This window comes from Vibrio quintilis (assembly GCF_024529975.1).
GTDB classification, from domain to species: Bacteria; Pseudomonadota; Gammaproteobacteria; order Enterobacterales; family Vibrionaceae; genus Vibrio; species Vibrio quintilis.
Genome location: NZ_AP024897.1, coordinates 2,063,705 through 2,087,372 on the forward strand (window position 1 = coordinate 2,063,705; position 23,668 = coordinate 2,087,372).

Sequence of the window (23,668 nt, forward strand, 5' to 3'; positions counted from 1 at the left end):
GAGGCTGATTGACGACTGTGGAGTATTCCAACCGTTGTTAAAAGTCCGTATAATCCACGCCCTGTTTACCGGTCAGGAAATAAATCCGGGCTGCCTGGATAGCGTATTGAGAAGTTGTAATGAATCAGAAAGATACCAGAAAAGAGACACTAGAATTGAATAAACTACAGAAACGTCTGAGAAGGAATGTTGGCAATGCAATTATTGATTACAACATGATTGAAGACGGTGATGTAGTCATGGCGTGTATCAGTGGCGGTAAAGATTCATTTGCAATGCTCGATATTCTTTTAAACCTGCAAAAAGCGGCACCAATCCATTTTGAGGTGGTTGCGGTGAATCTTGACCAAAAGCAACCGGGTTTCCCGGAACATATTTTACCTGAGTATTTTCGTCAGCTGGGGATTCCTTATTATATTATTGATAAGGATACGTATTCGGTCGTCAAGGAAAAAATATCCGAAGGCAAAACCACTTGTGGACTATGTTCCCGGCTTCGCCGTGGCACGCTTTACTCTTTTGCGGAAAAAATTAAAGCGACAAAAATCGCTCTTGGCCACCATATGGATGATATTGTTGAGACGCTGTTTCTGAATATGTTTCATGGCTCACGGATGAAGGCGATGCCTCCAAAACTTCGTTCTGACGATGAGCGTAATATTGTGATCCGGCCACTGAGTTACTGCCGGGAAAAAGATTTGATCCGTTATGCCAATGCGAAACAGTTTCCGATTATTCCGTGCAATTTATGTGGTTCTCAGGAAAATCTGCAGCGACAAAATATCAAGTCAATGTTGATCGAATGGGATAAAAAAACGCCGGGCAGGGTAGAAAGTATTTTCAAATCTATCCAGAGTGTCAGCCCGAGCCAGCTGGCAGACCGGGACTTGTTTGATTTTGTTAATTTGCCGCTTGCGCGTGAAGGAGAAAGAGAAGGCTACGCTTTCAATGAAGCGATTGTGTCTTCAACAAACATTGATGAATCCATGTTTATCGATGTGACCAATCTTTAAAATTATCCCTTTAAAAAAACAAAAAGGGCCGGAAAGCGGCCCTTTTTCGTGTCTGAATCACCAGAGAGAAACTGATTAATGATGTTCAGGATCTAAGGGGCTGACATATCCTTCAGGCTTTAACGCCAGTACATCACAATCAATTTTATCGATGACATGCTCTGCAGTATTACCAATAAACACAGAAGACAAGCCTGTTCTTCCGGTCGTGCCCAGAATGACCATCGATGAATCAAGCTGCTTCGCCAGTTTAGGGATAATTTCTTCGGGCAGACCTTCTTCGACCAGTGTATGCTCATCATGAATATGAAATTCCTGTCTCAGCGCTTTCATGGCCGTGAGGTAATGAGCCCGGAGTGCATCGTTGTATGCAATTGCATCGAATTCAGGCAGCTCGATGGCAACATTTGACGGCGTCGTTGGATAAGCGCTGACTAAAAATGGTTTCGCAGAAAATCTTTCAGCAATATTTAATAATTGCTCCGTCATTTTTACATTCAGTTTCTGGTGTGTTTCACTCTCTGAACCAATATTAACCGAAGCCATAATATTGGCATTCTCATGCCATTCGGCATGTTTGACGAGCAAAACCGGGCAGGGACATTTGCGGATCAGATGCCAGTCAGTTGGTGTAAAAATGACAGATTCAAGAAAATCATGCTTGTGAGTTGATTTGATTAAAATATCATAATGGCCCGCAAAAACTTCAGCGATAATCGCCTCATACGGACGATGATACCAGACGACTTTGACATCAAAATTTATATCATCACTGATATAGGGCTCAGCAATATTTTGTAACCACAATTTTCGCTGATGAACCACACCTCTGCGCATCGCTTCCCGTTCATCGGAAGAGAGCATAGAAGTCATCTCATAAGAGAAATCATAAATAGAAAGGAACAAGGTGACACGGCTTTTGCTGACACTCTTATTAGCTAGTTGCATTGCCCGGGCAAGCGCTGCCTGCTCATCGTTATTAATGTCAGCAACAACCAGTATATTATTGTAAATACTCATTTTATGCTCCCTCTTTTTGCAGAGATCCTAATACAACTTTAGCGTAATTTAAGGAAAAAAAGAGAAGGAGAATGAAGAATTTTGATACAGCTCATCAAGCAAGCTGTATCAGAGGTGATTAACTTTCAGTTGAAACCCCGGCTAATTCCATCAGCGCATCATGATCCAGAATGGTAATATATTTACCTTTCACACTGAGAATTTCAGATTTCTGGAAACGGCCCAGTAAGCGGCTGATTGTCTCGACAGTTAAGCCCAGATAGTTACCAATATCGCTACGTGTCATCGTCAGACGAAACTCTCTCGGACTAAATCCACGCTGGGCAAAACGGCTGGATAGGTTGAATAAAAAAGCGGCTAATCTTTCTTCTGCATTCTTCTTGGATAAGAGAAGGATCATCTCTTGATCGCCTTTGATTTCATTACTCATCAAGCGCATGATTTGTTGACGAAGTTTTGGCATTTTCCCCGATAAATCATCCAGAATTTCATAAGGAATTTCACACACCATGGAGGTTTCGAGTGCTTGGGCGAAACTTGGGTGAGAATCTCCGGTTATAGCGTCAAATCCGACTAAATCACCAGCCAGATGGAATGCTGTAATTTGTTCGTCGCCTTGTTCTGTGATGGTATAGCTTTTAATTGTACCTGAACGAATTGCATATAAAGATTTCAATTCATCCCCGGCTTTAAACAGCTCCTGACCTTTTTGAATCGGCTTTTTTCTTTCAATAATTTGATCGAGTTGGTCAAGTTCAGACTCGTTCAAAGTAAAGGGAATGCATAACTGGCTGATACTGCAATCCTGACAGTGAATCGCACATCCCCCTGATTGAATCCTTTTGGCACCTGGCTTATCGGAGATCATAATAACCTTTCGCTACATTGATATATATCAATATTTTACCATTCCTTGTAACTAAAGGATAGCTAAAAAACTTCTTTAATATGAGTAGGATAGATATTTTTCATTGATTTTCGTTAAATAGTAAACCGTCAACTGTGATACATAAATTGTGTATGACAGAATGGCTTTTGCACGCAGGAAAATCAGCTTCCTGACAAACGCTTACCGACTCCTGTTTGATAGAAAAATATGTCGATAGTTTGGTATTGATGTGACCAACACCATAAACTTTGAAGTTTTTTTTTACTGATAAATAAAATAGTATGTGCATAATTCTGTGATCTATATAAAATTGTTAGTGAATGGTCCTGAAAATTATTCATATACGAAATGCATTTTTTTACCCGAGTTTCTCAAAAAATAAAATCTGTTGAAGCTGTGAAAGAGCTGGCATCCAATCTTCACACTCAAGATCTTGCATGTCTGTATTTTTATTACACAGAAGAGTATTCCGCTGAGGTTCTCTGGCGGGAATTAACCCGGTTATTTCCTGATACGTCGATTATTGGCTGTTCTTCATTTAAAGGCATCATGACCGAGACCGGGTACTTCGAAGGGCCAGTGCTTGCGATGATGGGCGTCAGGGCTTCATCTTCCTGTGTCTTTACCACCGGATTTACTCAATTTTCTGAACATGGAAGCATTCAGGTCAAAGTCAGGCAGTCAATTAAAGATGCTTTGCAAACCGTAAACCGTGTTGGCGAAGTACCGGGATTGATTGTCTTACATGCGACGCCGGGATACGAAGAAGAGATCATGCAAGCCATTGATCAATTCTTCTCGACACGAATTCCGATCATTGGCGGGAGTGCTGCGGATCATTTCATCAAAGGCAAGTGGTCAATAATGACGGAAAAAGGTCATTCAGATGCCGGTATGGCAATTCAACTGGCTTTTCCTGATAAGCCGCTGGCGACTGGCTTTAGTGGCGGTTATTCTCCGACAGAATTCATCGGCACCATTACGGCCTCAAAAGGACGGCTGCTTGAAGAAATCGATGGCGTTCCGGCCAAAGAAATGTACAAAGCCTGGATTAGCGATCACTCCGGTATTCAGATTTCAGACGAATTTATTTTTAACCACGTCACCCGTTTTCCTTTAGGTCGTCAGGTCGGGGATATTGACGGACAGCCTTACTATAAACTGGTTCATCCGCTTCGTATCACAGAACAGGGGGCTTTAGAACTGTTTGCTAATGTTCAGTCCGGAGAAGAAATCACATTAATGACCGGTTCGCGTTCGAAATTGATCAACCGCGCAGCCCGGGTATTAAAAGAGGCGAACTCAAAAAACTATACGGATGCTGAGCAGCTGGGTAGTGTTTCTATCTATTGTGCCGGAGCGATGGAACGGTTAGGCGACGATATTCGTCAGGTGCAGGGACAAATCAGCCAGCTACTGAATCATCGTCCTTTCATCTGTCCTTTCACATTCGGGGAACAGGGCCGTTTCGCTGACGGAGAAAATGCCCACGGCAACCTGATGATTTCATCTGTGGTTTTTTACGAATCGGAGTTTATGAAATTATGATGAGTGAGCAACTGAATGAAACATTGCTTGAGTTAAGGCAGACCAAAGAGCGGGAAGCCCGCCTGGCCGAAGAAAATCAGGTCATTTTTGCAACGCTGTCAGCATTGAGCCAGTCGCAAAATAAATACCAGATATTTGATGAATTAAAGAAAGCATTGTCCCGTTACATCAGATTTGATGATTTTGTCGTCCTGTCCAAGGAAAAAACTGAGGTCAATTTTTCTACTTTTCTTTCTTCCAGTGCCGAGTTTGAGCATTGTTTCTGGGGTTATCGCAATAAGTTTCACCGGGCATTAAACGGGGAGTGCATTCTGGTTTTTGAACCGGAACAGGTTGAAGAATTCCAGTCTCTGCCTGAGCTGCTGAGGCAGAATATCCACTCGGTGCTGATGATTGGTATCCGGGCTCAGGCGAGTGACTCAGTATTGCTGTTACTCGGTCAGGTGAAAGGACAGTTCGGGATAGAAACCAAATCAACACTATCCAGATTCCGTCCGCTCATTGAAAGAGCGATTGGCGATATTGAACATAAAGAAGAGTTGCAAACTCTGGTGAATTTGCGGACCCGGGAGCTTCAGGAAGCCAGGCAGGCTGCGGAAAAGGCCAATGAAACGAAATCTCAGTTCCTTGCCATGATGAGCCATGAACTGAGAACACCATTGAATGCCGTTATTGGTATTATTGAACTGTTGCGCCGGAATTCTGATGATCACCAGAAAAAGTTATTGACCAGAATGGAAAACTCAGCGGAACTGCTTCACGCGATCATTGGTGATATTCTCGATATCAGTGTGATTGAATCCGGACACAGCAGATTAAACAGACAATGGGTTAATTTACATGAACGACTCGCTCATGCTTTCGAATATCATGAAAAAAGTGCCAGCCAGAAAGGGCTGACATTTGATCTGATGATTCAGGTATGCCGTGACTATGAATATCTGATTGATCCGGCCCGGGTGATTCAGATTGTTTTTAATTTAGCCGGCAATGCGATTAAGTTTACCGATAAAGACGGCAGGGTTGCCGTTCATATCCGCTCAGATAATCAACAACTGGAAATCACAGTGGCAGATACCGGCATCGGCATGGATCCGGAGACGTTAAAGCAGTTGTTTGTACCATTTATGCAGGCAGATAATACCCGGACCCGAAATTATGGCGGCACCGGATTAGGACTGGCAATCACGAAACACCTGGTCGGGTTGATGGATGGTGAGGTTCAGGTCAGCAGCCAGTTAAATCAGGGGACAACCTTTACGGTGACTCTGCCATTGCAGATGCAGCGGGCCATCAAACCAACGCAAACTACCGGACAGGAAGTCAAGCCGTCATCACCGGTGAGGATGTCCAGAAAAAACATTCTGGTGGTTGAAGATACCCGAACCAATCAGGTCGTAATTCAGTTGCTGTTAACTCAGATGGGTTACAACGTCACTATTGTTGACAATGGTCAGGAATCTCTGGAAATTGTTGATACAGAAGAACAATTCGATTTAATTCTGATGGATATTTCGATGCCGGTCATGGACGGCATCGAAGCGACACAGAAACTGAGAGCGAAGGGAATCGGCACGCCGATTATTGCTTTAACCGCTCATTCGATGCCTGAGGATAAAAACCGCTGCCTTGACGCAGGAATGAATGACTGGATTGTGAAACCATTCAGAAGCCATCATATTAATGAAGTTGTGATGAGCTATCTGAATAAGAAAAAATCAGACGTATGATCTCTGTCAGTACTGATCCCAGTACGGTACTTCACCATAATACTGAACGACGAAATCAACAAAACTACGGACTTTGCTGGCGAGAAATTTTCTGTGGGCATAAACAGCATACATGTTCAGGGATGAAGGCTCATATCCGGGCAGAATTCTTTTCAGTTTTCCCCGGGCGATGGCTTCACCGGTAATAAATGTCGGCTGAATAATGATCCCGCCGCCATGTACTGCGGCATTCATCAGAAGATCGCCGTTATTTGCTGTTATCGTATGTTTGAGCCTGAGCCCTGCGGACTGCCTGTTAAACTGGCTGAAAACAAAATTATCTTCTGAGTAGGTATATTTCAGATAATAGTGGTTTGCCAGTTCATCCGGGGTGGACGGTTCACCGTATTGCTTCAGGTATTCCGGGGAAGCGCAGATTGCCAGCCGGATTGGGGTGATTTTTTTCGCAATCAAAGTCGAGTTTTTCAAATAGCCAATCCGCAGCGCTACATCGATGCCCTGATCCACAATATCAACTTTTGTATCGGTCAGCTGTAAGTCAATGTTCACGTCAGGATATAGTCTTTGAAAATCAACCAGCAACCTGGCTAAATGCCGGGTACCAAAGGACATCGGAGCACTGATGGTTAGTGTGCCGGAAACGTGCTGTTCAAGGTTAGTCAGTGAATTTTCAGTTTCTTCCAGATCAATTAAAATCTGCTGGCAGCGTTCAAAATAGGCCCGGCCGGCTTCTGTCACACTGACTTTCCGGGTTGTTCTGTTTAACAGGCGGGTTTTTAGCTTGTCTTCCAGCCAGGAAACATACTTACTGACCAGCTGAGGCGATAAATTCAGTTTCTCTGAGGCTTTTGAAAAAGATCCTTCCTGTACGACCGCTAAAAAAGCTTTCATCGTTTCAAGTTTGTCCATCGTGATACATCCTCTCAATAATGACTATACCCAAACAACCTGAAGATGCAGGGTTCAGTGAGATTTGTCAGGCTCTGAGACAAGGCACTGATTTGAAGACATAGTCATTCTACGTTGAAAATCAGTAACGCCGTATCAGAGCCTGACAAACTCACCCGTAGGGCGTGAGCTGAAAGGCACATTTCTGTGTCAAGAGAATTTGAAAGGTGGTTACATTCCTGCATTCTCTTTCCTTGAACTGTACCTTTCGGCTGCACGCTGAATCATGCATCTTCAGGTTGCTTGGGTATAACATGTCTGCCAGATATTTCCCATTTTATCATTATACATATTTTGTTGATAATTATTAAACAAACAAAGTATTTATCAATAAAAGTATAGGATGTAAATTTAATCTCACAGCACAGATAACAACCTGACACGAGGATATACAAATGAATACACAACAATTAACCCGGCTTTTGACATCAGCACCTGCTTTTTCACCACTGATTCTCCGGGTTCCTGCCGGGATTATTTTCATGGCGCATGGCTCGCAAAAACTGTTTGGCCTGTTTGGCGGTTACGGCCTTGAAGGCACCGGGCAGTGGATGGCAAGTATCGGACTTGAACCGGGATATCTGATGGCTCTGCTGGCCGGATGTGGCGAGTTTTTTGGCGGACTGGCATTACTGATTGGTTTATTGACACGTCCGGCCGCAGCGGTCACAGCATTTACGATGATCATGGCGATTTTCTCAGTTCATATTCACAACGGTCTGTTTCTGCAAAACAACGGTTACGAATATGCATTATCTCTGCTGGTTATCTGTCTTTTTCTGCTTGTTCAGGGGGCCGGACGTGTTTCCGTCGATCAATGGATTGTTTCACGTTTAACACGCAGATAAGACCTGAGGCACAGGAAAACAAATTCAGACGCAGATAAGAGTTTAAAATCAACTGAACCGGAGGACAAAGCGATGTTAGTTAACGGAACATGGACAAAAGACTGGACACCCGTACAGGCAAAAGATGACAAAGGGCGCTTTGTCAGACAGATTTCAGAATTCCGCCACTGGATCACGAAAGATGGTGAGCCCGGCCCGACAGGAGACGGTGGCTTTAAAGCAGAAAAAGGCCGTTATCATCTTTATGTCGCATACATTTGTCCCTGGGCTTCCAGAACTTTAATGGTCAGAGCATTAAAACAGCTTGAGGAGTATATCACTGTTACGGTAGTGAACCCGGTGATGACCGATCAGGGCTGGCAGTTTGATGGTTTTCCTGGTTCCCATGCAGACGAATTAAACGGACACCAATATATTCATCAGCTATATACACAGGTCGCTCCGGAGTTTACCGGGCGGGCAACAGTGCCGGTGTTATGGGATAAGAAAACGGCTACGATTGTCAATAATGAATCTGCCGATATTATCCGCATGTTAAACACAGCCTTTGATCATCTGACAGGCTCTGTTTTGGATTTGTATCCGGAACCTCAGCAACAGGAGATTGATCAATTAAATGCCAGCATTTATGAACAGCTGAATAACGGCGTATACAAAGCCGGATTTGCCAGCTCCCAGTTTGCTTATGAAGAAGCTTATCAGGGGGTGTTCAATATGCTGGATATACTGGAACATCAATTATCAGATGGCAGATCTTATCTGTTGGGAGAGCAGATAACCGAGTCAGATATCCGTACGTTTGTTACTTTAATCCGGTTTGATGCGGCTTATTACGGACTGTTTAAATGTAACCGTAACCTGATTATGCAGATGCCTTTCTTATCAAAGTATGTCCAGCGGATCCTTGAGGTTGATGGTATCCGGGACACAGTAAGCATTGATCATATCAAGCAGGGTTACTATTCAATCAAAGCGCTGAATCCAAATGGTATTGTGCCTGTTGGTCCTGCGTTACACATTCAGAACATTGATGCACTATAACTGCATTTTTCCTGGCTAATTTGCAGTTTAACTGCACAGCCTGACTCCATTTTTCCGCCGGCCAGAAAATTTTTATGATAACTTTATCATTTCAATGCTTTGGAGGCGGTCAAATGAAACGTATCCCTGAAAATGGTACTTCATCGGTATGGGGTGGAGAACAAGAGCCAGCGCCTTATGGGGCTATTACAACTCCGGTTTTTCATTCGGTTGGATTCGGATTTAATGATGTCGAATCATGGCTTGATGTCGTCGATGGTACCGAATCCGGGTATACTTATTCCAGGAACGGAAATCCAACCGTGAATGTGCTGGAAGAAAAAATCTGTCAGCTGGATGAAGGGGAAGCTGCAACCAGTTTTTCAACCGGCATGGCAGCCATCAGCAATACACTTTTCGCTTTATTAAAGCCCGGCGATCGGATTGTCACCATCAAAGATATATATGGCGGAACCAACAAACTTTTCCTCGACTATCTGCCGAACCTTAACATTGATATCAACTGGTGTGATACGACCGACTATGCTGCGATTGAATCAGCAATCAAAGCCGGATGTCAGCTTGTCTATCTGGAAACGCCCACAAATCCGACACTCAAAGTGATTGATCTGGCCCGTATCACGCAATGTGCCCATCAATATGGCGCGCTTGTGATTGTCGATAATACGTTTGCTTCTCCGATCAACCAGAAACCTCTGCAGCTTGGGGTCGATCTGGTGGTTTACAGTGCCACCAAATATCTCAATGGTCATTCTGATGCCATGGGCGGGCTGGCTGTTGGCCGCCGGTCACTCATCAACACTATTCTCAGTTATAAAGAAATTACCGGTGCGGCATTAGACGCGCAATCTGCTTATATGATATTGCGGGGGATGAAAACACTGGAACTCCGCATTCAGCGCCACAATGAGAATGCAGGGAAAATTGCAGATTATCTGAGCAATCATTTTCTCATAGAGCAGGTATTTTATCCGGGGCTGAAAACCCATCCGGATTATGAAATTGCCAAAAAACAAATGAGCGGATTCGGTGGTATTCTGAGCTTTACCGTTAAAGGAGAACCCGACCGGGCTATCCAGGTGCTGAATCATCTGAAAATTGCTCACAGAGCAGGGAGCCTGGGTTCTGTTGAAACGCTGGCAGGACTACCCAAAACAACCAGCCATGCAGAACTGAATGCTGAAGAAAGAGAAAGAACCGGGATTCCGGAAAGCTTAATCCGCTACTCAGCCGGTATAGAAAATATTGATGATCTGATTCATGATCTGGAAACCGCACTCAGCAACATTGATGAATTGACCTGATGATGGCTGGATGACTGACCGTCATCCAGCAAAATAGTTGTCTGATAAAATGGTTACAAAAACAGACGAATCCCGGCACTAAAGGCAATATCAGCCGAGTTGTCCATATTCACGATATTTTCCGTGGCAGATAGTTCAAACATCGACTGGTAATAATAATAGCGATAGCCAAGCACAACCTCATGTGAAGGTTTGGAGAATTCACTGGTATCTTTCAGCACCCCTTCAAATCCATGATACTGAAGCATCAACTCCTGATTTCGGGTAAAACGCTGTCCGTAGCCCAGCGCCCAGGCTGTAGTGAAACTTTTAACCGGCAGCGTATTTAAAACATCATCGCTGCGATAGGTCACGCCAAATGTAGAGAAAAAGGAATGCGGGCCGTAGAGCAGGGAATAGTTAATCTGTGCTCCCTGTTCAAAGCTGGCCGTTTCGAAAGGGGAACCATTGACTTCATTAAAATAAAGACTTCCACCAACAGATAAAGCCTGATTTCCCAGGGTAAACACCTGATACTGAAGATAACCATGAATGGCACTTGCCATCACTTCACCTTCAAAATCATGAACAGAATAACCATAAGCCGGGCTATCGATATTAAACTGATGCTTTTTAACCTTTGAACGTCCGTTCTGGCTGATACCGAGCAAGTCATGAAAACTGAATGTCAGTGAGTCCAGCCCGTTATTTCCGGCCCATGCATACTGATATTTCAGTTCAGCACTCATTCGCGGACTAAACCGCCATTCCAAACCACCCATTGTCTGATTTTGATAATAATCCAGTTTGAAGCCATCACTTTGGGCCCAGACACTTGACATACTCCCCGTCACAAATATTTCGGCATGCTCAACCGGAAAAGCAGAACGTAGCTGAGTGGCTAAAGAAGTTGACTGGTAAGGCGAGGTCGGATAGGTCCGGAAAGGGCGGCTCTGAATCGCTGAAAAACTTACCCGGCTAATTAACAACAGAGCAATAAAAAATAATATCCGTTTATTCATAGATGTAATGAATTCCGTACAACAATTGATTTGGTTAATAATTAAACATGCGCTGTAAATAAAATTGCCTGAAAAATAAACAATCTTTATTTCCGTACAACCTGAATGAATTCTCAAACGACCGGAAAAAACTGTTTTCCGGCTGTCTGAGTATCCTGAAACATCTTAACGTAAATTTCTGATACCCATATGACATATATCCAGGCAACCTGAAGACGCATGATTCAGCCTGCAGCCGAAAGGTACAGTTCAAGGAAAGAGAATACAGGAATGCACCCACCTTTCAAATTCTCCTGACACTGAAACCTGCATCTTCAGGTTGTTTGGGAAGAATGCAAAAATTACCGGTAATAACGGCTGATTTGTTCAAGCGCCTGCTGCACATGTTGATAGTTTATTTTCTGCTCTTTTAAAGGACGGTTGGTTTTATCCATTAATGAATAATCACCGCTGCCTAAAACTTCCAGAATCGTATCTTTGGTAATAATTGCATATCCACTGTATTTGGCTGAAATAATCCAGTCTCTGTCTATTTCTTTGCCAAGTAAATCAATGCCGGTTGAATAATCAGAGACCGGATTTTTCACGCCCAGATAATGCTTCATTAATGTCGGCACCATATCTGAATGACTGGTAACCGCACTCATATTCCAGGGTGTTTTATGCTTATCAAATCCGGGACCAAAAATAACAAACGGCACTCTGATCTGAGCGTCGGTAAAGTTGCCGTTGTGTCCCCAGAAATTCAGCTTGTTATCATTCATTTCTTCTCCGTGATCGCTGGTCAGAATGATCAGGGTATTTTCCAGTTCACCGGATGCCTGTAGCTCATCAAATACTTTTTTCACTAAGCTATCGACGAAATTAACGCTGTTTTTATACAGGTTGAAATATAAATTCGGATCCGTGTCGTTATTTAATTCAAGATGATTTACTTTTGACCACATTGGCTTAAATTTATGCGGATAATTGGGCGGAAAATCAAATCCGTGAACTGCATCGTAAAATAAAAATGAAAATGTTGGCCTGGTTTTATCTCTGTTTTTATACCACTTCAGCCAGTCTTTCGTCATTTTCTGATCTCTGCGGTAGTTTCTTCCGCCAATAGTACCAATCCGGACATTCGGGATACTGGCAAAAACCGTCTTATCAAACTCAGGATGATTGAGCCGCGCCGAAGTAAAAATTCCCATCTCATAATTCAGTGCCTGCAGGCGCTGAATCAGCAGGGAAGGCTGGGTATTGGCCAGAAAAGATTGCCAGTAAGTGCTGGGGATACCGTTAAACAGACCAAAAATACCTGCCCGGGTTGCATTACCGGTTGATAAATGATTGTTGAAGATTGCCGCATCATGCTGATGAGCCATCTGCCACATATTTGGTGTTACTTCCTGAGAAAAAGCATCAGCCCGCCAGGTATCAATTGCGAGCAGCATAATATTTACCGGTTTTTTTACTTCAGTTGTCTCAAGCGGATTAAGCGGATACTGCAGGCTGGTTTTGGTCTTCATCCGCATTGCCTTTTGCCGGTCAATGGCTTCTCTGTCAACCCAGCCCATTTTCCTCATGAGAGAGTTAGCAGTCGCCGGATAAAACAGCGGCAGATAACGAGTCAGTGTTGTCACTGGCCGGTAGACATTGGCTGAAGCCCAGATATGAATCAGATTAGTCGATAACAGACAGCAAAAAACGATAAATGCGAATTTTCGCCCGAGTTTAAAACGAAGTAACGCCGGACGACTGTCCAGCCAGCGAATCAGCCATAATTCAGCAGCAAATAATACCACGACACCACTGATAACAGTCAGCCAGACCACCCACGGAAATGTCACAATCTGCCCGGATAAAACCAGGTTTAACACCACGAAATTGATATGGAAGCGGTATAGTGAGAATACACTGGTATCAATAAACAGCGCCGCAATCCCTAACGTTGCCACAGCCGCCTGAAGCATCGTTCTGGGCCAGTTCGTCAGGAGCAGAAAAATAATTGATATTGCGCCAATAATAGCAGCCAGTAACGTCATCTGGCCGATCACAGATACAACAAGAAATGCATTCCCCAGGAAATCAACCGGCCACTCCGGTAAAAAAGAAAAATATCGTAGTGAAACGGCAATTAATACCAGTGAATTGAACAGGATAAACCAACCATGAGAATGGAGTTTCTGCTTAAATATCATATTTGAACTCTAATCTATAAATAGCGACTGAGGCAGGAATGTAAAGAGTTGTAAATAATACAGCGTTCACAACAGAGGACGCAAGGAAGTTATTTACACATATATGACAGTATGATTAAAAAGTGGCGTGTTTATGTGATTTATATCCCATAAAATAACATATTGTGTTTCATCTATGATCGATGTCTTTTGGCCTGGTTATTTTTCGTCTGTGAATGATTATTGAACATTATATATTTCGTAATCCTTGTTTCATATTTCGTAATAGCGGAACAGGAATCAGATATTCCTGTCCGGATTCGTCATAGTATCCGGGTCCAATAACGTGATGACTCCTCCGGAGGATAAACAATGAATACAATAAAGCTATCTGTAAAAGAAAAAATAGCGTATGGCGCAGGAGACACCGGTTGTAATTTCGTCTGGCAAACGGTGATGTTGTTTCTGGCTTACTTCTACACAGACATTTATGGTTTGTCCCCGGCACATATGGGAACCATGTTCCTGCTGGTCCGGTGTATTGATGCCATCACTGACCCGTTAATGGGCGCAATTGTCGACAGAACTCACTCGAAACACGGCCGTTACCGACCGTATTTACTCTGGATGGCGATTCCGTTTGGTCTGGCCTGTATGGTGACTTTCTATACACCGGACGCCGGCAGCACGGGAAAAATTATTTATGCGTATGCGTCCTATATTTTTCTGACCCTGATGTACACCGCGATCAATGTTCCATATTGTGCCATGGCAAATACCCTGACCAATGACTCGCGGGAAAGAACTTCACTTCAGTCATATCGCTTTGCACTCAGTACTTCAGGCGGACTTGTGGTTGCAATGGTGGCTCTGCCACTGGTTGATATTATCGGGCAGGGCAATGAGCAAAAAGGATATATGGGTGCCATGGCCGTGATGGGGCTTGGTGCAATTATTCTGTTTTTCTTTAGCTTTGCCTGTACAAAGGAACGGTATCTGATCAAAGAAGAACAAGTCCGGTCAGTCTGGCAGGATTTAAAGCTGCTGTTGAAAAATGATCAGTGGCGGGTGCTGTTTATTCTCAATGTTGTCCTGCTTACCGGAGTTGTCCTGAAAGGGGCTTCAACAATGTACTATGTGAAAAGTGTCATGGGCCGCCCTGAACTTTCGACTGCACTGATGGTGACCGGTATGGTTGCCAACATTATCGGTGCCATTCTGTCTGAACCACTGCTGGGACGCTACAACAAACCGCAGGTTTACCGCGTTCTGATCATGATTTCCGGTATACTTTCCTCGGTCTTATTCCTTGTCGATCCTCACCGTATCGGGATGGTTTTTCTGCTGGTTGCTTTGCTGGGATTTGTGCAGATGGCAACAACACCCATTCTGTGGAGTATGATGTCGGATATTGTCGATTATGAAAAGTACCGCAGTAACCGTTCTTTAAGCGGCATGGTTTTTTCCACTAACTTATTTGCAATTAAGCTGGGGATCGCTATTGGTGGTGCGGCTGTGGGCTGGATTCTGGCCGGAGCCGGGTATATCGGCGGCGCCAGCGAACAGACAAACGCTGCCATTGAGGCCATCAATTTGTTATTTACCGTGATTCCGGGGATTATTTTCCTGTCTCTGGCTATTATTATGTTGTTCTACCATCTGGATAATGAAAAAGTAGAACGGATAAAAACTTATCTGAGTCATCATGAAACAGCGACTCAGGAAGAGCAGGAACAAGGAGAAGAAGGCAGCGCTCAGCCACACCATGCAAAAGTCAGTTAAGCGCCCCGTGGAACATAAAATCACAGGTTCCGGATCAGATGCTGCAAAAATACCTCATGATTTGATGAGGTATTTTTATGTACAAACTCTTGTGAATAAACAACACAAAGCGGGGATAGAACCGAAGAATATGATGATTAAAGAGTACACAAACATATATGAAACGGCTTTTATTATTACTTGATAGTATGATGTATTTTGATCGTCAGGTGTTACAGGGAATCAAGGCAAAACTGGATGAAACCAAGCTTAAAGTGAGTTTACATCTGGAATCAGGCACAGCGCTTGATGAATTAACTCAGGAATCATGGGATTACATTATTGCTGATTATGACAAGCGGCAATTTCGCCGGATTGTCCGGACATGCGAAGCTAAAACATTGGTCTATTCAAACCATTATCGTCATGACTTTGCCGGAGAAATGTCCTCCGTTGTTGTGGATAATACTGCGCTTGCTAACGCCGCACTCAGGCGTTTCATTGAGGCCAGACCCACCTGTGTCAGCTTCTTTGCCAATGAACAGGACGCGCAACAACCGTGGGGACAAGAGAGAAAAGCTGCCTTTGAAAAGCTCATCTCCGGTACGGAGCTGGCATATGCTGAAGATATTTTTGCTGCCATCAAAGCAAGACAGTTTCCTGTCGGGGTTTACTGTTCTTCAGACCGTGCGGCACGAAAACTGGCCCAATATTGCGCGCATCACTGCATTGAAGTACCCGGTGAGGTTTCAATTATCGGCACAGACTGTGATGACACCGAACGGCTTATCTCCCCGTTACCACTCAGCTCTGTTGACCTGAATCCCTACGAGCTTGGCCGGTTCTGCGTCGACACGCTGATAAAAATGATCCGGTTCAAACGGCGTTTGCGACTGACATACAGCCCGACCCGGTTTTTTGAAGCGGCGACAACGATTCATCATGAAAAAACAGATGATCTGGTTAGTCAAGCCGAGTTGTTTATTCAGAACAACTTTCATTCCAATATCAAAATCAAGCAGGTTACCGATCACTGCCGTATATCCAGAAAAACACTGGACTCAAGATTCTTAATCATTCACGGGATCACCGCCCATCAATACCTGACGAAAATCCGCCTGAAACGGGCAAAATATTTACTCCGGCACACCAAAGATACCTTAGACAGTGTCGCACACCAATGTGGTTATCCGGGGCAGTCTTACCTGACTCAGGTATTCAGTAAAGAAGTCGGGCTCTCACCCAGTAAGTTTCGCCAGCAGTTTTTAAGTGACGCCGTCACGTAGTTCACGCAAAGCAGCTATATCAAACAGAGTCTGTGGCAGATGACATTATGAATCTGGTAAACCACTGTCTGTATTTGGTAATCATATGTCACTGGTCAGATCTCAGCATGGCTTTCTGACATAGTGGTTTCAAGCGTTTATCGATGATGTGGTGAAACAATGGAAAAATATAAAAACCCTGACTTGCCAGTCTCCGAACGAGTCACAGATTTATTATCCAAAATGACTCTGGATGAGAAAATTGCCCAGATGGGCGCACAATGGCTGATTCTCAAACAAGACGGCAATCATGAAGACCGCGAGCTGGAAATGGGTGACAATGGCACACAAAAGTCAGTGCAGGAACGTCTGTGTCATGGCATCGGGCAGATCACCCGGCCGCTGGGCACACATTCAGTCCCGGCGGCTGAGGGTGTTGCGGCATTAAATCAGCTGCAAAAATTTCTGGTTGAAGAAACCCGGCTGGGGATTCCTGCCATCCCCCATGAAGAATGTTTAGTCGGACTGATGGCTGAAGGTGCGACTTTATTTCCCTCATCGCTCAATTACGGCCATACCTGGAACCCGGCACTGATTCAGGCGGCCGGAAAAGCCATTTCAGCCCAGGTCAGGCGGGTAGGTGCCCGGCAGGGACTGGCTCCGGTACTGGATGTATCACGGGATGTACGCTGGGGAAGGACCGAAGAAACCATGGGTGAAGATCCTTATCTGGCCGGTGTACTCGCAACCGGTTATGTGCAGGGAATCCAGGGCGAAGATCGTTCAGTGTGTGCCACACTCAAACATTATGTCGGCCATTCCTTTAGTGAAGGTGCCCGCAACCATGCTCCGGTCCACCTCGGATTTAAAGAGCTGAATGACACTTTTATGCTGCCGTTTGAAATGGCAGTCAAACTGGGCAAAGCCGCATCTGTGATGCCGGCTTATCACGATATCGATGGTGAACCCTGCCACGCCTCACATTTTCTGCTTACGGAAGTTCTCCGCCAGCAATGGGGCTTTGACGGCTTAATCGTCGCCGATTATGGCGGGGTCGAATTACTTCACTCTCACCATGCGATTGCAGGCAATAAAGCCGAAGCGGCTGCACTTGCGTTTAATGCCGGGCTGGATATCGAACTGCCGGACAGTGCCTGTTCAGAACAGATCATTCAGGCGCTGGAAGCCGGGCTGATGAAAGAAGACAAAATCGATGAAATTGTTGCCCGTATTTTGAGCTGGAAATTCAAACTCGGTTTATTTGAACAGCCATATTGCGAGCCGGTGACCGAAGCAACCATTCAATCTTCGCAGGCCTGCTCTCTGGCGTACCAAATCGCCTGTGAGTCGGCAGTCTTACTGAAAAATAAGAAACTGTCTGAAGGTGATCATCTGTTGCCCTTATCCACCACAACCAGACTGGCCGTGCTTGGGGCGACGGCTGACGACCCGCTGGCTTTGCTCGGCGGCTACAGTTTTCCGGTCCACCTGATTCTCAGCAAGGCCGATCAGTCTGAGCAATCCATCAAAACCTTAAAACAGGCTTTTGAAGAGCGCTTTGACGTCGTGGCATATGAAAAAGGCTGTGACATTCTGACTGAACGTCACGCCAATGCGCCGGTATTTCCCGGTGATGTCGATCTGGCTGTGGCACAAACACTGACATCACCGATATCACAGGATCAATCCGGGATCACAAAAACCAAAGGTGCCATCGATCAGTGCGATGTAGCCATTGTTTGTGTTGGCGATCTGGCCGGATTATTCCAGACCGGCACCGTCGGTGAAGGCTCAGATACCGACAGTCTGCAATTGCCCGGCGTTCAGCAGGCGCTGATCGATTTTGCACTCGACAGCGGCAAACCTGTGGTTGTGCTGGTTACCGGCGGCAGACCCTATCAGCTGGGCAGGGCGGAAGAGGAAGCTGCTGCGATTCTGTACGGCTGGGCGCCGGGTCAGGAAGGGGCGGATGCAATCGCTGATATTGTGTGCGGAAAAGTCAATCCGGGTGGCAGACTAACGCTCTCTTTTCCCAAAAATGTCGGTGCAGTGCCGTACTATTACAACCACAAACTGAAAAGCGGCGGCACGCCAATCGCGTATCATTTTGGTGCCCGCTATCCGTTTGGATTCGGCCTGAGCTATACCCGGTTTGAATACAGTGAATTTGAGACAAAGCACCACACCGCACCGCAAACCGGTGAGTTTGAAGTCTCCGTTATGCTGACCAATGCGGGAAAATATGATGGCAGCGAAGTGGTGCAGTTGTACGTACGGGATAAAATCGCCTCACTGGTCAGGCCGGTGCGCGAGCTGAAAGGTTTTGCCAAAGTCAGATTGGCAGCCGGGGAAAGCCGCCGGGTCCATTTCACGCTGCCGGTGGATATGCTGAATTTCACCAATCACCAATATCAACGTATCGTTGAACCGGGTGAGTTTGAGCTGATGATTGGCCGCTCTTCGACCGATATTGTTTTTCATGACAGGGTGACCGTCACCGGGGAAACCCGCATCCTGCCACAACAGTGGCGGATGGTGTGTGTCGTATCAACTGAATAATTGATAAGTAAGATCTTTCAGCGGGGTTTGTTTATACCCAAACAACCTGAAACCTGCATCTTCAGGTTGCTTGGGTATATTGCAGTAATAATCGGACCCCATTCATATAACCTGCCACGTCTGCTCAGACAATTCCGGACTCTGTATTCTTTTATCTAAACCCGGCTTCCGGTGTAACTCCCTGAAAATTACAGTATAAAAGTCTGAAAAAAATGAACAGCCTTTCACACTTTCCAAAAAAATAAACTACACTTTTCACTCTGAGCATAAAGACTCATACCAACTGATAAATTCTGCATTTCAATCATAAAATTTACCGGGGATAACAGAATGCAAACATGTCGGTGAACCCAATTTAAATTATAAATCAATTATTTATATCATTCCTGAGTGTTATTTTTATCACATATTAAATAATAAGATATATAATTTTATTCACTAAAGCGGCGCTTCTTCGTCTTTCATCCAGCTAGGATAAGGAGAAAAAAATGGTCCGCTCAATTCACAGCAAAAATATAGCAGGGAACCCTGAACCTCATCACTTCTGGACAATCTGGTCCGAGTATCAATCCCGACTGCTTCATTGTTGTCTGCATTGGTTAAACGGTAATTATACCCACGCTGAGGATGCGCTTTCTCAGGCACTGGAAAAATCATATCACTGCTTTCAACATGCAAAAGAACATATCAGGAATCCGTTTTCCTGGTTATACCGCCTGACTTATACCATTTGCATCGATATGTTAAGAGAACAGAAGAAACAGCAACATCTTGTTGAGATTGTCAGTGCCAGCCCGGAACAATTTTACTTTTCGGCAGCGACAACGGAATGTCTGGAAGAGCTGATTCAGCGGGATGATACCCTGGATAATCTGGAGCAGGCTTTTGAAAACCTGAACATTGATTTAAAAAAAATAATCCAACACAGGTTTATCGAAGAAAGGGATTACCCGGAAATTGCTGAAATCATGCAGATTACCCCGGAGAATGCACGAAAGCGGGTCCAGCTCGCCAGAAAGCAACTCCGTTTTATCAGCATATAATATTCACTTTTTTATTCACAAATCGCCAGGTGGTTCGTCTTAAAGGCAGGACGAACATAAAACCATGATACAACCAGTCAACGAATACTCAGAATTACAGTAACCACTGATTGAGTGATATATCAGAAAAGGGCAGTCATGTAACTGACCAGGCGGAGCTTGTCTGAAAGGAAAAATGATGGAACAAAAACAATGGTATGTCATCTACACCCGCGCCAATACGGAAAAAAAATGCAGCAAAGGCTTACGGAAAAACATTTTAAAACCTTTTTACCCACTAACTCTGTCACCCGGCACTGGAGTGACCGGAAAAAAGTGATTCAGGAACCATTATTTAAGTCCTATTTATTTGTCCGGTCAGAAATCAATACACTTCATCAAATCAAAACCATTGCAGGTTTTGCATACTTTCTGCAGTTTGGGGGCTATCCGGTCACGATATCTGAAAATCAGATCCGACAAATACAAAAGGTGACGGACCATTACTCAGATACAACTTCCATTGCAAGCAAACTGATACAAGGTGACAGTGTCACTATAACCAAAGGTCCACTGAAAGCAATGACCGGTGAACTCATCGAATTCCAGGGAAAAAAGAAAGTTGCCATTGAGGTGAGTCAGCTCAATCAGTCCATGTTGGTTTCACTGCCTTTGTCCTGCATTGCCAAACAGTCAATGAGACAGGCATAAAAGGAATCTGCCATGTCCGAAACCGATCAACTAGTTTATTTTCCGGAAAACAGTGATAACCATCTTCAACATCAGGCTGAGCAGCAACTGGCTGAAAGCTTATATGATTTAGGCCTGACGCTGGCGAATCAGGAATCGCCGGAAGAGATTCAGGAAGCCCAGAAAAAACAGCTGATCAACCTGAGAAACCTGCTGAAAACCCGGAAATGGACCCTGATTAGCGGACATTTTTCTCTGTCCGAAAGTGAAGTGGCGTTACTTGCTGTCGTTTACCTGTTTCAGCTCGAACCGGATCTGTTATCTGCTTATGCCGGTCTGAACTGGTATGAACGCGGGCCGGGAGTCAGTGCGGAACGTGTTTTATCATTAATCCCCGGAGCGCATGACTCAGACTTACCGGCGATGAAAACCGGATTATTGATGCCGGACAGCCCATTGATTCAGGCCGGATTGCTGATCTGTCATGATCCGGTGAATCCACTGAGCCAGTCCCTGACAGTGTCCGGACCATTTTTTGCCCGGATGGGTTATCAAGCGCCAACGGGTGATCAAAGCCGGAATATACCGGATGCAAACAGCTGGCTCATCCGGGAATCTGATGCGGTGAACCCGGCAAGCCGGGCTATGTTTACCGAACACTTCCGGCAGCCGGTGTTAAGGCTGGGGCTGAACCAAATCAGTAGCTCTGAATCAGATGAAATATTGTCATTTGTGCACGCCATACTTGAAAATCAACTGATGTCTGACATTAATCAGACAGAAGAACCAACCGGTCAGGTTGATGAAAGGGAGAACAACCCGCCAGAGCCATACCGGCTATGGATGGTTCACTCATCTCCACAGACGAAGGATGAAGCGATAATGCTGCAACAGGCCTGCCTGGATGCTGCACTTCATTCAATCCCGGCTGACCTGGCTATCTGCTGGCCATCATTATGGCAGGATAGCCTGAATTCAGACATTCTCCGGCGTTTTGTCTGGTATCTCATTCACCATGATAAAGTGCTGTTGTTTTGTGAGCCTTACCATCGGGGGGAGGAGGAGGATCGCGATTCTGTCTGGGTTGAAGAAATCACGCACCGCGTCGCTATTTCTGATTATGATCTTTCCTGCTCCGCGCCACAAAGGGCATCCGGGTGGCTGGCACTGTTTCAACAGGCGAACCTGATCCATCCGGATCAGCATGATGCTTGTGTACTTGCAGAGCGATATCCGCTCTCTGCGCCGGAAATGCAGTGGGTATTTGAAAAACAACATGCACAAAACAAAGACAGCCTTGACGCATTACAAAAGGCATGTCTGCAACATATTCATTCCGGCACACAGCATCATGGACTGGCAACATTCGTGATTCCCCGGCTGACCCTTTCGGACATGATCTTACCCGCAGGGATTCTTGAAGCTATTGAAGAACTGCTGGCCCGGATAAATCACCGCGATGCCATAAGGACATTATTACCCACAAGCAGCTTTGGGCTGCATGCCTTGCTTTGGGGCCCTCCGGGTACCGGGAAATCGATGGCGGCAGAAGCGATGGCCGGTGAATTGTGCTTACCACTGTATAAAGTCAACCTGGCAAACGTTGCCAGTAAATGGATAGGTGAGACTGAAAAACATTTAGCACAACTGTTTGAGCGGGCTGAATCTCAACATGCGGTTTTGTTATTCGATGAAGCAGATGCGATTTTCGCCAAACGCAGTGAAGTGGAATCCAGTCATGACCGGCATGCCAATCTGGGAGTCAGTTTTCTGTTGCAACGAATGGAAACTTATCAGGGGATTTTACTGCTCAGTACCAATTTTAAATCAAATATTGATGATGCATTTCTGCGCCGCTTCACTTCGGTCATTGAATTTGGCCTGCCTGACAAGGCATTGCGGCATCAGTTATGGCATCAGGTCTGGCCGGATACATTTCGTCTGTCCCCCGATCTTGATATGGATTACTTAATCGCAGAATTCGAATTATCACCTTCCCAGATTTACAACATAGCCGAACGGGCCTGTCTGTTCGCGATGATGAACGGGGAAACCGGGATCCATCAGTCACAAATCGCGAAAGCTCTGAAATGTGAGCTGGACAAACAAAGCTCAGGGTTTATGGCGGCCCGGCATATTGCCGGATGGCAAACACCAGTGCCAACAAAGTCACAATGATTGACAGATAAAGGATGCAGTATGGATGCGCTCATACTTCAGAAAATTCAGAAAGACCTCAAAGCATTACTTGAAGAACATGTACTCCGGATTGATGACAATGACGATGTCAAAGTGAGCTTTCTCGCACCGGACAGTGATTTTGTGTCGAACCTTGGCTCAACCCCAACGGTGAATTGCTATCTGATTGGCATCGAAGAAGATTTACTGCGGCGTCAGAGTGAACCACTGAGAACACAGCTGAAAAACGATCAAAAGGGCAGAAAGGTCAGTGCAGTCTCTTATGAACCCCGCTTTGTGGATATCAGTTATATGCTGACGGTTTGGTGTCAGGACAAAACCAGCAGTGCGGAAATCGAACATCTGTTGATGGGATACCTGATTACCGGCCTGGGTGGCTCTGATTTTTTTCCGGGCGCAGAGCTGTCATCGCCCAATGTTGAACCAATGCCTTATGGTATCCGGATGATGTTGTTTGGCAGTGAATATGCCGGAAAAATCAGCGGGCAGGTCTGGCAGGCAATGGGCGCGACGCCAAAGCCCTGTTTAATGCTGTCACTATCGGTACCAATTGATGTCAGGAATAAATCGGTCAGGCCGGTGATAGAAACAATCGAACAGACTGCAAAAAATACCAATCCATCTCATCCGGACAAGACGGATTCAACTCTGATACAGGAACAATAATC

18 protein-coding genes are annotated in these 23,668 nt (G+C 45.0%); 13 read left to right on the forward strand and 5 right to left on the reverse strand.

What is annotated here, in order from left to right:
• Nucleotides 1–119 precede the first annotated feature (119 nt).
• The gene (gene ttcA, locus OC443_RS09735) at nucleotides 120–1,013 is read left to right on the forward strand and encodes a tRNA 2-thiocytidine(32) synthetase TtcA (protein WP_073581928.1); all 894 of its coding nucleotides are present in this window, start codon (nucleotides 120–122) and stop codon (nucleotides 1,011–1,013) included.
• 75 nt (nucleotides 1,014–1,088) lie between these two features.
• On the opposite strand, the gene uspE is transcribed toward ttcA, so the two are convergent.
• Complete coding sequence (uspE, locus tag OC443_RS09740) at nucleotides 1,089–2,033, reverse strand: universal stress protein UspE (RefSeq protein ID WP_073581930.1); 945 nt, start codon at nucleotides 2,031–2,033, stop codon at nucleotides 1,089–1,091.
• Nucleotides 2,034–2,151: 118 nt separating this feature from the next.
• On the reverse strand, nucleotides 2,152–2,901 hold the full coding sequence (locus OC443_RS09745; RefSeq protein ID WP_073581932.1) for an FNR family transcription factor: 750 nt from the start codon (nucleotides 2,899–2,901) through the stop codon (nucleotides 2,152–2,154).
• 369 nt (nucleotides 2,902–3,270) lie between these two features.
• Here OC443_RS09745 and OC443_RS09750 point away from each other — a divergent pair, with 369 nt between their 5' ends.
• Nucleotides 3,271–4,470, forward strand: coding sequence for an FIST signal transduction protein (locus OC443_RS09750; protein WP_073581934.1), 1,200 nt, complete (start codon nucleotides 3,271–3,273; stop codon nucleotides 4,468–4,470).
• Complete coding sequence (locus OC443_RS09755) at nucleotides 4,467–6,200, forward strand: ATP-binding protein (protein ID WP_073581936.1); 1,734 nt, start codon at nucleotides 4,467–4,469, stop codon at nucleotides 6,198–6,200. The genes OC443_RS09750 and OC443_RS09755 overlap by 4 nt, the downstream gene beginning before the upstream one ends.
• Before the next feature lie 6 nt (nucleotides 6,201–6,206).
• Here OC443_RS09755 and OC443_RS09760 read toward each other — a convergent pair whose 3' ends face one another.
• Entirely contained in the window at nucleotides 6,207–7,109 is a 903-nt protein-coding gene (locus OC443_RS09760) for a LysR family transcriptional regulator (RefSeq protein WP_073581938.1), read from the reverse strand.
• A gap of 434 nt (nucleotides 7,110–7,543) precedes the next feature.
• On the opposite strand from OC443_RS09760, the gene OC443_RS09765 reads away from it, so the two are divergent.
• From OC443_RS09765 to OC443_RS09775, 3 genes are all read left to right on the forward strand, one after another.
• Entirely contained in the window at nucleotides 7,544–7,996 is a 453-nt protein-coding gene (locus OC443_RS09765; protein WP_073581940.1) for a DoxX family protein, read from the forward strand.
• 72 nt (nucleotides 7,997–8,068) lie between these two features.
• Entirely contained in the window at nucleotides 8,069–9,037 is a 969-nt protein-coding gene (locus OC443_RS09770) for a glutathione S-transferase family protein (protein WP_073581942.1), read from the forward strand.
• Between the two features lie 113 nt (nucleotides 9,038–9,150).
• Nucleotides 9,151–10,341: an aminotransferase class I/II-fold pyridoxal phosphate-dependent enzyme gene (locus tag OC443_RS09775; RefSeq protein WP_073581968.1), complete on the forward strand. Its 1,191-nt coding sequence runs from the start codon at nucleotides 9,151–9,153 to the stop codon at nucleotides 10,339–10,341.
• Nucleotides 10,342–10,394: 53 nt separating this feature from the next.
• On the opposite strand, the gene OC443_RS09780 is transcribed toward OC443_RS09775, so the two are convergent.
• Both OC443_RS09780 and OC443_RS09785 read right to left on the reverse strand, forming a co-directional pair.
• Nucleotides 10,395–11,342 carry a DUF3187 family protein gene (locus tag OC443_RS09780; protein WP_073581944.1) on the reverse strand — a complete coding sequence of 316 codons (948 nt, stop codon included), beginning with the start codon at nucleotides 11,340–11,342 and terminating at the stop codon, nucleotides 10,395–10,397.
• Between the two features lie 341 nt (nucleotides 11,343–11,683).
• Nucleotides 11,684–13,525 carry a DUF3413 domain-containing protein gene (locus OC443_RS09785; protein WP_073581946.1) on the reverse strand — a complete coding sequence of 614 codons (1,842 nt, stop codon included), beginning with the start codon at nucleotides 13,523–13,525 and terminating at the stop codon, nucleotides 11,684–11,686.
• Nucleotides 13,526–13,876: 351 nt separating this feature from the next.
• On the opposite strand from OC443_RS09785, the gene OC443_RS09790 reads away from it, so the two are divergent.
• The 7 genes from OC443_RS09790 to OC443_RS09820 all read left to right on the forward strand — a co-directional run bounded on the left by OC443_RS09790 (nucleotide 13,877) and on the right by OC443_RS09820 (nucleotide 23,666).
• Nucleotides 13,877–15,286 (forward strand): glycoside-pentoside-hexuronide (GPH):cation symporter, encoded by a 1,410-nt coding sequence (locus OC443_RS09790; protein ID WP_073581948.1) that lies wholly within the window; start codon nucleotides 13,877–13,879, stop codon nucleotides 15,284–15,286.
• 158 nt (nucleotides 15,287–15,444) lie between these two features.
• A complete protein-coding gene (locus OC443_RS09795; protein ID WP_073581952.1) occupies nucleotides 15,445–16,551 on the forward strand; it encodes a helix-turn-helix domain-containing protein in 1,107 nt (368 codons plus the stop codon).
• A gap of 159 nt (nucleotides 16,552–16,710) precedes the next feature.
• The gene (locus OC443_RS09800) at nucleotides 16,711–19,089 is read left to right on the forward strand and encodes a glycoside hydrolase family 3 N-terminal domain-containing protein (protein ID WP_073581954.1); all 2,379 of its coding nucleotides are present in this window, start codon (nucleotides 16,711–16,713) and stop codon (nucleotides 19,087–19,089) included.
• A 488-nt stretch (nucleotides 19,090–19,577) separates the two neighbouring features.
• Nucleotides 19,578–20,132: an RNA polymerase sigma factor gene (locus tag OC443_RS09805; RefSeq protein WP_073581956.1), complete on the forward strand. Its 555-nt coding sequence runs from the start codon at nucleotides 19,578–19,580 to the stop codon at nucleotides 20,130–20,132.
• A gap of 231 nt (nucleotides 20,133–20,363) precedes the next feature.
• The gene (locus OC443_RS09810) at nucleotides 20,364–20,822 is read left to right on the forward strand and encodes a UpxY family transcription antiterminator (RefSeq protein WP_073581958.1); all 459 of its coding nucleotides are present in this window, start codon (nucleotides 20,364–20,366) and stop codon (nucleotides 20,820–20,822) included.
• A 12-nt stretch (nucleotides 20,823–20,834) separates the two neighbouring features.
• The gene (locus OC443_RS09815; protein WP_073581960.1) at nucleotides 20,835–22,979 is read left to right on the forward strand and encodes an ATP-binding protein; all 2,145 of its coding nucleotides are present in this window, start codon (nucleotides 20,835–20,837) and stop codon (nucleotides 22,977–22,979) included.
• 21 nt (nucleotides 22,980–23,000) lie between these two features.
• Nucleotides 23,001–23,666 carry a DUF4255 domain-containing protein gene (locus OC443_RS09820; protein ID WP_073581962.1) on the forward strand — a complete coding sequence of 222 codons (666 nt, stop codon included), beginning with the start codon at nucleotides 23,001–23,003 and terminating at the stop codon, nucleotides 23,664–23,666.
• Nucleotides 23,667–23,668 lie beyond the last annotated feature (2 nt).